At 65.9% G+C, this 12,410-nt stretch carries 13 protein-coding genes; 9 read left to right on the forward strand and 4 right to left on the reverse strand.

From position 1 onward, the window contains the following. The first annotated feature begins 10 nt into the window (after positions 1 to 10). The 8 genes from FHS02_RS11130 to FHS02_RS11165 all read left to right on the forward strand — a co-directional run bounded on the left by FHS02_RS11130 (position 11) and on the right by FHS02_RS11165 (position 7,440). Positions 11 to 742, forward strand: a complete 732-nt coding sequence (locus tag FHS02_RS11130) for a flagellar basal body rod protein FlgF (protein WP_137313482.1) — start codon at positions 11 to 13, stop codon at positions 740 to 742. A gap of 192 nt (positions 743 to 934) precedes the next feature. Further along, positions 935 to 1,726 carry a flagellar basal-body rod protein FlgG gene (gene flgG, locus FHS02_RS11135; protein ID WP_175424776.1) on the forward strand — a complete coding sequence of 264 codons (792 nt, stop codon included), beginning with the start codon at positions 935 to 937 and terminating at the stop codon, positions 1,724 to 1,726. A 28-nt stretch (positions 1,727 to 1,754) separates the two neighbouring features. After that, entirely contained in the window at positions 1,755 to 2,423 is a 669-nt protein-coding gene (flgH, locus tag FHS02_RS11140; protein ID WP_137313483.1) for a flagellar basal body L-ring protein FlgH, read from the forward strand. Between the two features lie 8 nt (positions 2,424 to 2,431). Beyond that, complete coding sequence (locus tag FHS02_RS11145; RefSeq protein WP_137313484.1) at positions 2,432 to 3,538, forward strand: flagellar basal body P-ring protein FlgI; 1,107 nt, start codon at positions 2,432 to 2,434, stop codon at positions 3,536 to 3,538. Beyond that, positions 3,538 to 3,975, forward strand: a complete 438-nt coding sequence (locus FHS02_RS11150; protein ID WP_137313485.1) for a rod-binding protein — start codon at positions 3,538 to 3,540, stop codon at positions 3,973 to 3,975. The genes FHS02_RS11145 and FHS02_RS11150 overlap by 1 nt, the downstream gene beginning before the upstream one ends. A 104-nt stretch (positions 3,976 to 4,079) precedes the next feature. Then, on the forward strand, positions 4,080 to 5,450 hold the full coding sequence (gene flgK / locus FHS02_RS11155; protein WP_137313486.1) for a flagellar hook-associated protein FlgK: 1,371 nt from the start codon (positions 4,080 to 4,082) through the stop codon (positions 5,448 to 5,450). A 13-nt stretch (positions 5,451 to 5,463) separates the two neighbouring features. Continuing rightward, entirely contained in the window at positions 5,464 to 6,360 is an 897-nt protein-coding gene (flgL, locus tag FHS02_RS11160) for a flagellar hook-associated protein FlgL (protein ID WP_137313487.1), read from the forward strand. An 18-nt stretch (positions 6,361 to 6,378) separates the two neighbouring features. Further along, positions 6,379 to 7,440 (forward strand): hypothetical protein, encoded by a 1,062-nt coding sequence (locus tag FHS02_RS11165; RefSeq protein ID WP_137313488.1) that lies wholly within the window; start codon positions 6,379 to 6,381, stop codon positions 7,438 to 7,440. Here FHS02_RS11165 and FHS02_RS11170 read toward each other — a convergent pair. Both FHS02_RS11170 and FHS02_RS11175 read right to left on the reverse strand, forming a co-directional pair. Beyond that, on the reverse strand, positions 7,400 to 9,643 hold the full coding sequence (locus tag FHS02_RS11170; protein ID WP_229422585.1) for a putative bifunctional diguanylate cyclase/phosphodiesterase: 2,244 nt from the start codon (positions 9,641 to 9,643) through the stop codon (positions 7,400 to 7,402). The two genes, FHS02_RS11165 and FHS02_RS11170, sit on opposite strands and share 41 nt — an antisense overlap. Positions 9,644 to 9,847: 204 nt before the next feature. Beyond that, on the reverse strand, positions 9,848 to 10,252 hold the full coding sequence (locus tag FHS02_RS11175; protein ID WP_137313489.1) for a hypothetical protein: 405 nt from the start codon (positions 10,250 to 10,252) through the stop codon (positions 9,848 to 9,850). A gap of 90 nt (positions 10,253 to 10,342) precedes the next feature. Here FHS02_RS11175 and FHS02_RS11180 point away from each other — a divergent pair, with 90 nt between their 5' ends. Continuing rightward, complete coding sequence (locus FHS02_RS11180) at positions 10,343 to 10,528, forward strand: DUF3460 family protein (protein WP_137313490.1); 186 nt, start codon at positions 10,343 to 10,345, stop codon at positions 10,526 to 10,528. A gap of 201 nt (positions 10,529 to 10,729) precedes the next feature. Here the strand turns inward: FHS02_RS11180 and FHS02_RS11185 are convergent, their stop codons facing one another. After that, positions 10,730 to 11,359, reverse strand: a complete 630-nt coding sequence (locus FHS02_RS11185; protein WP_137313491.1) for a YcbK family protein — start codon at positions 11,357 to 11,359, stop codon at positions 10,730 to 10,732. A gap of 199 nt (positions 11,360 to 11,558) precedes the next feature. Then, positions 11,559 to 12,389: an EAL domain-containing protein gene (locus tag FHS02_RS11190; protein WP_183444254.1), complete on the reverse strand. Its 831-nt coding sequence runs from the start codon at positions 12,387 to 12,389 to the stop codon at positions 11,559 to 11,561. Between the last annotated feature and the right edge of the window lie 21 nt (positions 12,390 to 12,410).

The following is a 12,410-nucleotide window of genomic DNA, read 5'->3' on the forward strand; positions in this document are numbered from 1 at the left end:
CTGAGCAGACATGGATGCGCTGATCTATACCGCGATGAGCGGTGCCGAGCGGGCCCTGCGGGGCCAGCAGGTACACGCGAACAACCTCGCCAACATGGACACGGGTGGCTTCCGGGCCAACCTGGAACTGGCCACCGCGCAAGCGGCGCCCGGCTACGGCTACGACGACCGCCACATGGCGACGCTGCAGGCCAACGCGATCTCGACCAAGCAGGGCACGCTGCGCCCGACCGGCCGCGAGATGGACGTGGCCATTTCCGGTCCCGGCTACTTCGCGGTCGAAGGACCGACCGGCGAAGCGTACACGCGCGCCGGCGCGATCACGCTGGACCAGGATGGCCTGATGACCGTCAACGGCATGCCGATCCTGGGCGAAGGCGGCCCGATCACGCTGCCGATTCACAGCAAGGTCGAAATCGGCCAGGACGGTACCGTGTCGGTCCAGAGCCCGGGCGGCCGCGGTGAAATGCAGGTGATCGACAAGCTGAAGCTGGTGCGTGCCGAAGGCAGCGAGCTGACCAAGAACGAAGCGGGCCTGATCGTCGCGCGCAACGGCGAGCCCTTGATGACCGATAACACGGTCACCGTGCGCTCCGGCCACCTGGAAGGCTCGAACGTCTCCGCCGTGGAAGAAATGGTGGCCACGATGAGCCTGAACCGCACGTTCGAAGTGCAGATGAAACTGTTCAAGGCCGCGGACGACATGACCCAGGCCGGCAACCGGCTGGTCAGCGGCAACTAAACTTGGCCGACGGTCGCCACGCGGCGGCCCGATATGCATGCGCCGGGGCTGGTCGACGGCCCCGGTGTCTCCCCCGCACAACATCAGCGGCTGCCATGCGACACTATTTTCCAGGCGGCACTAAAGTTGCCCTACGGATTGTCGTAACCGGGTAAAGTTTCCCGGCACACAGAACACACCCAGGAGTATCGAATGAATCCAGCAATGTGGATCAGCAAGACCGGCGTGCAGGCACAGGATGCCAAGCTGCAAGCCATCGCCAACAACCTGGCCAACGCTAACACGGTCGGCTTCAAGAAGGACCGCGTGGTCTTCGAAGACCTGTTCTACTCGGTCGAAGGCCAGCCGGGCGCGCAGCGCGCCGACAACAATACGCTGGCACCGACCGGTGTACAGCTGGGTAACGGTACCCACATGGTCGGCACCCAGAAGGTCTTTACGACGGGCAGCACGCAGATCACCAGCAACCAGTACGACGTGGCCGTGCTCGGCAACGGTTTCCTGCAGGTGCGCCGGCCCAACGGCGAGGCAGGTTTCACCCGTGCCGGCCAGCTGGGCCTCGATGCGAACGGCGTGCTGATCAACGCCCAGGGCCTGCCGCTGGTACCGCAGATCACCGTGCCGGCCAACGCCACGGGGATCACGATCGGCGAGAACGGTACCGTGACGGCGACCATTCCGGGCAATACCCAGCCGACCGAACTGGGCCAGCTGACCCTGACGAGTTTCATCAACCCGGCCGGCCTGCAGGCACTGGGCGAGAACCTATTTGCCGAAACCGCTTCGTCCGGCGCGGCAACCGAAGGCCGCCCGGGCGATGCCCAGTTCGGCAAGCTCAAGCAGGGTGCGCTGGAAGCATCGAACGTCCAGGTGGTCGAGGAAATGGTCGACATGATCGCCGCCCAGCGTACCTACGAAATGAACACGAAGGTGCTGTCGGCAGCCGACAACATGCTGCAGTACCTGGCCCAGGCCGCCCGCTAATGCCATCCACCACCGAGGTTCGAGTCTGATGATCAAAGCGCAACTGTGCGCACTGGCCGCGATGCTGCTGGCCGGTTGCGCCTCCTCCCTTGCCCCGCCTGCCGTGCGTCCCGGTCCGTTCGACGAGCCGCCCCAGGTGACCCGCTCCGCCGCGCCGCGCGGCACCTCCGGCGGCGTGTTCGCCGCCGATGCCGGCCTGTCGCTCACCTCGGACAGCCGCGCCTTCCGCGTCGGCGACGTGGTCACCGTGATCCTGGAAGAAACCACGCAGGCGTCGAAAAGCGCCGGTACCAAGCTGGGCAAGGATTCCGGCATCTCCGTGACGCCCCCTGCCCTGCTCGGCAAGACGTTCCCGAAAGCGGGGATCGACCTGTCGGCCGGCCACTCGTTCCAGGGCGACGCCACCGCCACCCAGCAGAATGCGCTGACCGGCGCGATCACCGTGATCGTGCAGGAAGTGATGCCGAACGGCTTGCTGAAAGTGGCGGGCGAAAAAGGCGTGACGCTGAACCAGGGCGAGGAGTTCCTGCGCCTGCGCGGCTACCTGCGCGCCGCCGATATCGATGCCAACAACCAGGTGTCGTCGCAACGCATCGCCAACGCCCGCATCGCCTACTCGGCGCAAGGCACGCTGGCCGATACCAACCAGCCGGGCTGGCTGCAGCGGTTCTTCCTCGGCCCCCTGATGCCGTTTTGAGGTCATCCATGAAAAAACTGATTGCTTCGTTGCTGGCCGTCGGCGCCCTGGGGCTGGCCGCACTGCCCGTGCAGGCGGCCCAGCCGCTGCGCAACCTGGTGTCGATCGAAGGCGTGCGGGAGAACCCGCTGGTCGGCTACGGGCTGGTGGTGGGCCTGAACGGCAGCGGCGACTCCACCCAGGTGAAATTCGCCAGCCAGTCGGTGGTCAACATGCTCAAGCAATTCGGCGTGAAGATGCCGGACGGTGCCGATGCGAAAAGCAAGAACGTGGCCGCCGTGATGGTGTCCGCGGTCTTCCCGCCCGGCTATCGCCGCGGCCAGCCGATCGACATCACCGTCTCGTCGCTGGGCGATGCGAAGTCGCTGCGCGGCGGTTCGTTGCTGCTGACCCCGCTTCGCGCGGCCGACAATGAAGTCTACGCGCTGGCCCAGGGTAATGTCGTGGTCGGCGGCCTGGCCGCCGCCGGCAAGAGCGGTTCGTCGGTCACCGTCAACACCCCGACCGCCGGGCGCATCCCCAACGGCGCGATGATCGAGCGGGAAATCGCCACCGATTTTTCCACCAACGGCAGCGTGCGCCTGTCGCTGAAACGCCCCAGCTTCGAGACCGCCACCAATATCGTCGAGTCGATCAACAAGCGCTTCGGCGGCATCGCCAGCACCGAGGATGCCACCAGCGTCGCCGTCGTGGCACCGGAAAACCCGACCCAGCGCGTGGCCTTCATGGCCAAGCTGGAGGCGCTGGCGATCGAAGCCGGCCAGGAAAATCCGAAAGTGGTCTTCAATTCGCGCACCGGCACGGTGGTGATCGCCGACGGCCTGCGCGTAAAGGCTGCCGCCATCACGCATGGCTCGCTGAAGGTGGTGATCTCGGAAAGTTCCAAGGTCAGCCAGCCGAACCCGCTTGCCGGCGGCCAGACCGCCGTCACGCCGCAGTCGAACGTGTCGGTGGACCAGGGCGGCCGCCCGATGTTCCAGTGGCCGCCGGGCGCCAAGCTGCAGACCATCGTCGATACGGTCAACAGCCTGGGCGCGACGCCGGACGACATCATGGCGATCCTGCAGGCGCTGGACCAGGCCGGTGCGATCGAAGGCGAACTGGTGGTGATCTGATGGACCCGCGCCTGACTTCGGCCACGCCGGCGGGCGGTGCGCTCGGCCTCGACAAGGCGAGCTCGGCACTGCCGCAGGCCGTGGCGCCGAACGCCCCCGACTTTGCGGCAGCCGGATCGCCGGACAGTGCCTACAAGAAAAAAGCCAGCGAAGCCGCCGTCAAGTTCGAGGCTTTCTTCATCGGCCACATGCTCAAGCAGATGCGCAGCTCGACGAAGGAGCTGGCGGGCGACGACAGCATCTACAAGGACTCCATCAACAGCGACATGCTGGACATGGCCGACAACCTGGTGGCCGACCAGATGGCAAACCAGCGAGCGTTCGGCATTGCCGATGCGATCCTGCGCCAGCTGCTGCCGGCGGCGCCGGCACCGCTCACCCAGCCGGCCCCTGCCCCGGCCAGCCCCTCAGCGCAGAATATTTCCACGAAGTCTTAATCTCGGGCAAGTTTGTGTCGCCTTGCTGAATTAAGAGAATGTAAATCTCCGCCAGCCCACGCTGCATGCTCTCGCTGGCGGACGCACTTCAACCGGATCCGTCCATGACCATCATCAACAACGCATTGTCGGGCGCCGTGGCTGCGCAAGCCGCGCTGAACGCGACCAGCCAGAACGTGGCCAACCTGCAGACCAAGGGCTATACGCGCCAGGGCGTGCTGCTGGCCGCCGTGGCCCCCGGCTTCGGCACGCGGCAGGCCGGCAACGGCGTCGAAGTCAGCGCGCTGCTGCGTATCTCGGACTCCTACAAGACCCAGCAGCTGTGGCGCGCCAACGCCGAGCTGGGCCGCTATACGACGCAACAGCCCTACCTGACCCAGCTGGAACAGGTCATGGGCGACGACAAGTCGAGCCTGTCGTATGCGGTCGACAACTATTTCAAGGCGCTCAATGCCGTCGGCGAGGAACCCACGTCGGTACCGCTGCGCGGACAGGTCGTCGCGCAGGCTGGCGCGCTAGCGGAAAGCTTCAACAGCATCTACCAGGTGACGCGCAACCAGCAGCTTTCCGTGCAGCAGCAGCGCGACGCGGTCCTGCCAAAATTTAATACGCTGACGCAGAACATCGCCGCGCTCAATACGCGCATCGTGGCGGCCGGCGCCACCGGCACCAACGTGTCCGCGCTGATCGACGAGCGCGACATGGCCATCGACAGCCTGTCGCAACTGGCCGCGGTCGAAGTGCTGGAACAGCCGGACGGCAGCCGCGCGGTTTCGCTGAAATCGGGCCAGCCGCTGGTGGTCGGCAACCAGGCCGCCACGCTGGGCATCGATACCACGGGCGGCACGCCGCAGATGCAGGTGACGTTTGCCCGCTCCGTGTACGGGGTCGACGATACCGCGATGGGCGGCCAGCTGGGCGGCCTGGGCACGTTCGAGAAGAACGTGCTGGATCCGCTGCAGGCATCGATCGTGTCGATGGCCACCCAGCTGGCCACGAAGATCAACGCGCAGCTGGCGCAAGGGCAGGACGGCGCCGGCAATCCGGGCAAGCCGATGTTCGAGGTCAGCGGTGGCGGCGCCGTCGGCATCCTGTCGGTCACCCAGGACTACAGCGCCAGCGACCTGGCACTGTCGGCGGACGGCACGCCGGGCGATTCCGGCAACCTGCTGCTGCTGGTCGACATCAAGAACCAGACCATCGACCTGCCGTCAGTCGGCACCGTGATCCTCGGCGACGCCGACACGCAACTGGTGGGCAGCTTGGGCATCGACAGCCAGCAGAACAAGTCGCTGCTCAATACCGCCACGACGATCCGCCAGCAGGCGGAGGACGACTGGGCGTCGACGTCCGGCGTCAACCGCGACGAGGAAGCCATGAACCTCGTCGAATTCCAGAACATGTACCAGGCCAACATGAAAGTCATCGCGGTGGCGAACTCGCTGTTCGACGCCACGCTGTCGATGTTCGGCTGAAAGAGGTAAAACGATGCGTATCGCCACCACCCAGTTCCACGCCACGATGAACCGCTCGCTCGAGCTGAACCAGACGTCGGTCTCGCGCCTGACCCAGCAGATGGCCTCCGGCAAGTCCGTGATGCTGCCGTCCGACGACCCGGTCACCGGTGTGCGCATGTCGCGCCTGGCGCGCGAGGAAGCCATCATCGACCAGTACCGCGAGAACATCGGCGCAGTCCAGATCCGGCTGTCGAAGAACGAAAGCTACCTGACCGGCATGGTCGGCGACCTGGCCGAGGCCCATGACCTGCTGGTCTGGGCGGCCGACGGCAGCAACACCCCGGACGACCTGAAATCGATGGTCGACAGCCTGGTGTCGCTGCGCGACAGCCTGCTGTACACGGCCAACACGCGCGACCAGGAAGGCAAGTACCTGTTTTCCGGCACGCTGACCAACACGGCGCCGATCGCCTTCGACGGCACCGCGTACAGCTATGCCGGCAACGAGGGCGAACAGAAAGTCGTCGTCGGCAATGGCATCACGCAGCCCGTCAACGTCAACCTCGGCGGCCTGGACGCACTGCTGAACAAGATGAACGAAGCCATCGAGGGGTTGAGGAACAATACCGATGGGTCTTCCGAGGAAACACTGAAGACGCTGATCGGCGACACGATGACGGCGGTGGCGTCGACGCAGGACCAATTGGCCGGCAAGATCGCCAAGCTGGGCGGTGCGCAAAACGTGCTGGGCACGCTCGACACCAACCATGCCAACGTCAGCCTGTCGAACAAGACCGCGTTTACCGAACTGGGACAGCTCGATTACGGTGTCGCGGCCAGCGAGCTGTCAGGCTACAATATGGCACTGCAAGCGACGTATCAGTCCTATTCCAAGATCAGCAATTTGTCGCTTTTTAATGTACTTTAATTGATCTAAAACAACGCAATGCAAATCGTACAGCGCTCCAGCACTGCCGGAATCAGCAAGGAATCGTCGGGCTCGGCGACCTCGCTGGACACGGCCGGCCTGGCAGGCGCTGCCCAGGGAAAAACGTCGGCCCATGGTCCGGCGCCGGGAGCGTCGGCCACGCCCCCCACCCAGGCCGCGCCCTTGCGGCGCGGACTGAGCAACTGGGACCAGCCCCTGCAGAACGATATTTCCAGCGCCCAGCAGGCGGTGGATTTCCTCGAACAAAGCGCCGCGCAACTGCGCGCGCTGAAAACCGATCTCTCCACGAAGCTGGCCGCGCGCCAGATGCGTGACGGGCAACTCGAACAACAGGTGCGGCAATTCGCCGATACCTGGCGCAACCGCCGCGAAGCGTCGGGCGGCTCGCTGGACGCACGGCTCAACTTCAGCGGCGCGGAACCGTCCAGCCAGCGCTTCACGGTACGCGGCATGTCGCTGGGCAACCTGCGCAATGGTGCGCGCGAAACGCTGGCCGTGGCGATCGGCGGCGGCGCGCAGGGGCTGCGCTCGGTGCACCTGTCGCCCGGCCTGTCGGACGAGGAAATCGTTTCCCGCTTCGACCAGGCGCTGGGCCCCATCGGCGTGCGGGTGTCCTCGAACGAGGATGGCGAGCTGGTATTTTCCACCAGCGAGAACAGCTGGCCGGCGCTACGCGATTCGATCGCCGTGCAGGGCAGCGGCATCCGCTTCCCGACCGGGCAACTGAACCGCCTGAAGGCCGAGGCCGAAGCACCCGCGGTAGCGCCGGACAACTGGGACACCACCGACATCGAATCGATGCGCGATACGCTGCAGCAGGTAATGCAGGCGCTGTCGCACGTGGAAGCCGCGCTGGGCAAGGTCCGCAACGAGCTGAACACGGCGACCCAGCGCGCGCAGAGCGCCATGCCGGACATCGAAGTGGCCGGCGTCGACGACCTGGCGACGCGCTTTTCCACGATCGCCAACGAGCCGGGCTACCAGTCGCTGCTGGCGCTGACCTCGGCGCTGGTGGGAATCAACCGGGACCGGGTAGTTTCGCTGCTGAGCTTGCGCTAGGAAGCGCGAGCGTTCCCCGCCGTGCCAGGGCCAGCAATTCATCCGCCGGCACTGGCCGCGCAAACACATAGCCCTGCGCCAGGTCGCAGCCGGCGGCTTTCAGCAGCGCCAGCTGCGCTTCCGTTTCGACCCCTTCCGCCACCACCTCCAGCCCCAGCTTGTGGGCCAGCAGGATGATGGCTTCGCACATCGCCAGGTTGCCGGAATCGCCGGCCAGCCCGCCGACGAAACTGCGGTCGATCTTCAGGTAGTCGATGTCGAACTGCTGCAGCTGGGCCAGCGCCGAGTGGCCGGTGCCGAAGTCGTCCAGCGCCACCTGCATGCCCAGCGCATGGAGCCGGCCAAGGCGTTCGAAGACATGCCCGGCCGGCTCGTTCAGGATGTCTTCCGACACGTCGGCGACCAGGCTGCGCGGCGGCAGGTGCAGGCTTTCCACATAGCCAAGCCAGCCGTGCGCCTCGTCGCGCAACTGGGCCGACGTCACATTGACGGTGACCTGGAACGGCCGGCCGATCGCGCGCTGCCAGGCCAGCACCTGGTCGGCGGCCTGGCGGAAGGCCCGGTCACCGATCTCGAGCAGCACGCCGGACGATTCGGCACCGGCAATGAAATCAGCCGGATTGAGCAGGCCCCGCTCCGGGTGGCGCCAGCGCAGCAGTGCTTCGGCACGCTCGATGACGCCCGTCTTCAAATTGACGATCGGCTGGTAGTGCAATTCGAATTCGTCGTTCGCCGCGGCGCGGCGCAGGTCCAGCGCCAGCCTGGCGCGCTGCTGGGCGGCCGACTGCATGTCGTCCGTGAAGTAGGTGTACCGGTTGCGGCCGCTGTTCTTGGCCGCATACATTGCCTGGTCGGCATGGCGCAGCAATTCTTCGGCGTCGGCGGCATCCGATGGATACAGTGCGATGCCGACACTGCCGGAAATATTCCCCTGTTCGCCGCCGGCCAGTTCGAACGGCCGCTGCAGCACCGCGACGATGTCCTGCGCCACCCGCTCGGCATCCTGCACGTGGCCGAGCCCGGGCAGGATCGCCACGAACTCGTCGCCGCCGATGCGGGCCAGCGTATCGGTGGCGCGCATGCACGCGCCCAGCCGAGCGGCGGCCTGGACCAGCAGCGCATCGCCCTGCTGGTGGCCGTGGCGGTCGTTGATCTGCTTGAACTGGTCGAGATCGATGAACAGCAGCGCCAGGAAGCCACGTTCGCGGCGCGCCTTCTTCATTTCCTGGTGCAGCCGCTCCTGGAACATATTGCGGTTCGGCAGCCCTGTCAGCGCATCGAAATTGGCCTGCTGCCAGGCCAGCTCCGCCGATTCGCGGTGTTCGGTGATGTCGGAAACCAGCGCCAGCGCACCAAGGAAACCGCCGTCGGCATCGAACAGGGCATTGGCGGTCAGGTGCACCCACAGGGCGCTGCCATCGCTGCGCATGAACTTCAGCTCGTGCCGCCCCGGCATGCCTTCCTGCTGGCGCACGATGTTGCGCTCGAGCAGCGAGCGGCCCTCGGCGTCGAGGAACGACATCAGCGGCCGCCCGGCCATCGCTTCGACGGGATACCCCAGCATCTCGGCCATGCGCGGGTTGGCGAAACTGGTGCGCGCGGCGGCGTCGAATTCCCAGATGCCTTCGCGGGCGGTCTGCACGATGCGGCGGAAGCGCTCCTCGCTCTGTTCGAGTGCGGCGAGGCGCCCTGCCGCAGGCTCCACGGTCAGGTGCAGCGCGCCGGCCGCCGCACAGCCGAGCAGCGTGACGGGCACGCCCCGGTCGCCACGGTCGCGCTGCAATTGCACGCCGCAGCGCACCGGCTCCCGGCTGGCCAGCGCACGCGCGACGAAAGCGTCGAAATCCACGAGGAAGCGCTGCGCGACGTAGCTGCGGAAGCATGCCCGCCCGGCGCTGGCGCGCTCGATGCCGAGCAGGCCGGCGCCGGCAAGATTGGCCTGCAGGATCGTCGCGTCTTCCGCCAGCAGGAACACCCCGACCGGGGCCAGCAGGTAGAGCTCGTCGAAGCGCTCGCGCCCGCCGCTTGCGGGCGCCTGCATCAGGCCGCTGCCGCCGAGCGCGGCCAGCAGTCCCTCATGGGACAACCCGGACAACTCGGACAGCTCGGACAGCTCGGACAACTCGGCAAGCACGCCGGGCGGCAGGCCGCCGGACGGCGGGAGCGATGGCATCGATTCGGGCGCGGGCATCGGGCTGTCCATGAGCTTATCCCTATCAGGTAATCCCTCAGAGTTGATCCCTGAGAGTTGATCCCTGGGAGTTGATCCCTGGGAGTTGATCCCTGGGGATTGATCCCTAGCTTGGTGAAATCCCCGTAACTGGCGGCCGGGCTGAGAATCAGACTAGCATGGACGATTCGGCAAGTCGAGTAGGCGCCGCACCCGCGCGCACGGTGGCGTTGCGGGTCAGGACCAGCGCCGGCGGCCGAAGTTGTGGCCGACCACGAGCGTGGTACTGGCGACCAGTGTCGACAGGCCGAGGATCAGCTGCACCAGCTTGTCGTCCGCCAGTATCCACATCGAGCCTTTCGGCGGCTCCGCCCCGGATACCGCGGCGATCAGTGGCGCCACCCACTCGGCGTCCGGCGTAATATCGAGAACGACGGCGTCATCGGAAGTCTGCATGAAGATGTCGCCTCCGGCGGCCAGTGTGAAGCACACGCCATAGCCGGTCTCGTTCTTGCCGACATGCTCCTGCAACGCCAGGTCATGCTCGGCGATCCACAGTTCGGCATCGGCGGGGGTTTCCAGTGCCGTCCACGGCACGGGGCGGAAACGTGGTTGCGCCCCTTCGTCATTTTCGTGCTGCATGGGTCTCTGCTGTTCGTGTTTGCGACGTGTTCGCGAATGGTGACAGGTAATCGATTCGGCCCGCAGTGTAACCGAAGAACAGGAGAAAACATGAAATACAAACGCTATGTATCGGAATTCGAGCAATTCCTGAATCAGTACAAGGAAGAGCACCCCAACGTGGAAGCGGAACAGCGCCGCGGCTGGAAGATCTGGTGGGATCACCGGCAGGACCTGGACGAACTGGACCGGCAGCGGCAGGATTCGGTGGAGACCAAGCCGTATTATTACGGCTGAGTCTTAGGGCTGAGTCCTAGGGCTGAGTCTTGGGGCTGAGCCTTGCGCCTGATTCTTGCGCCTGATTCTTGCGGCGTATTCCAGCTGATCGCAGTGGACCGCCGTTCGATAGCGGTGCATTGCGGTTGAGCGATCTGCCGGTGCGGGGCGGGCGCTCCGCGCTCGGGTGCCCCGGCCCGACCTTGCAAGGCCGGGCCGTGCTTACCCCTTCCAGGTACGCTTCAGGCCCGTGTCGGCATGGATCCAGCCGCCGCGCGGGCCGCTGCGGTAGTAGAAGCCGACGCCGCCCTGCCGGAAGCTCTTGATCAGGCCACCCACGACTTCCTCGTTCAGGTTCGCGATCCGGATATCGGCCGCCTTGCCTTCCAGGTGCAGCGATTGCCGCGCGGCAGGAATGCCCTGCTCGCGCAGCCGCTGGTTCGAAGCGGGAGTACGGTAGCCGGACAGGATCTCGACCGGGCTCTCGATGCCATAGCGCGCGACGAACGCCTGCGCGCCCCACAGCGTTTCCAGCAGCTTCGGGTCCATCGGCGCGGTGGCCTTGCCGTTCACGTCGCGCAGCAGGTGGCACAGCTGCTGGTACGCCGAATCGATCAGTTCGCCATCTTTCCAGTACAGCACCGACGCCTTTTCTCCGCTTTGCGGCCGGGTCACGGTAAGCGTGCGAGGCTTGATCCAGAATTCCAGGTCGAGTGCCTGGGCATCGAAGATATCGGGCGGCGGCTCCAGGGCCTGCGCGCGCGCCGGCGCCAGGCCCACCAGCGGGGCTCCGATGAAGCTGGCGGCGGCTGCCCCCAGTGTCTTGTGTAGAAAATGTCTGCGCGTTGCCATAGCTATCCCATTGGTGCAGTGAAGCGGATGCGAGCGTAACTATAGCCGATGGCGAGCGGAGTTGAGAAAGCTCTTTAACTGTGTGGCGTAAATTGTATCATTCGCGGCTCATCATTTAAGCCCCGCTTAATTCACCGGGACAGTGCGCAGGGTCCTTTTGCGGCCTGCCGCTGCGCGCCTTCCCGCCGGCGCCACCGCATCAGGCGGCCGCCTGCACCAGCGTGGCCGGCAGCACGGCGCGCGGCATGTCCAGTGCATGCCCCTGCGCCAAAGGTTGCACGCCAGCCAGTTCCGCGATGCCGTTCAGCGCCGCCAGCGCGGCGGCGCCCTCCGCGTGGTGGAACAGGACGCGCGTATTGCGCGCGGCCGCAGCCGACAGCAGGCGCGCCATGCCTTCCCAGTCGCGCGCGATGCGGGCGTCGCAGCGGATCACGTCCGGCCGCACGCGTTCCAGCAGCGCCAGTCCTTCCTGCGGACTGCCGGCCTGCACGGCGAAGCGGAAACCGTTGCGGCGGTAATTGTCCGCCACATAACCGAGCAGCCAGCCCTGCTGCGGCGTCGTTGCCGGCAATTGCAGCACGATGCGCGCCAGCGGCAATCCCAGCGCATCGAGGATGCGGCGGAAGGCGTGGCCATGGTTGCTGCTGACGGCGGACAGCAGCCTGCCATGCACGTTGAGGTGCAGGTCGAGCCGCTCGCAGTCGGGCTGGCGGAAGAAATTGATCGCGTGCAGCATGCGGCACAGGCGGTCGAGCTCGACGGATTCATCGTCGCTGGCCGCGTTCTCGAGCAGGCGCCACAGCGACAACCCCTCATCTTCCGCCGACATGCCACGGGCCAGCCCTTCGCAGGCGACCGCCGTGCCGCTGTCGAGCTCGCGCACCGGATGGAACACGCTGGTCATCGTGCAGTTGAAGAAGCGTCCGTGCGCGCGGCCGGCAACGTCGAGCCACAGCGACGATGGCGATCTGGCCACTTCGGCGGGATCGGCCAGCCGGGCCAGGTACTGTTGGAGGATGGGGAAACTCATTGCAGCCTTTCTGAAGCAGAT

This window comes from Pseudoduganella umbonata, assembly GCF_014192225.1.
Taxonomy (GTDB): Bacteria; Pseudomonadota; Gammaproteobacteria; order Burkholderiales; family Burkholderiaceae_D; genus Rugamonas; species Rugamonas umbonata.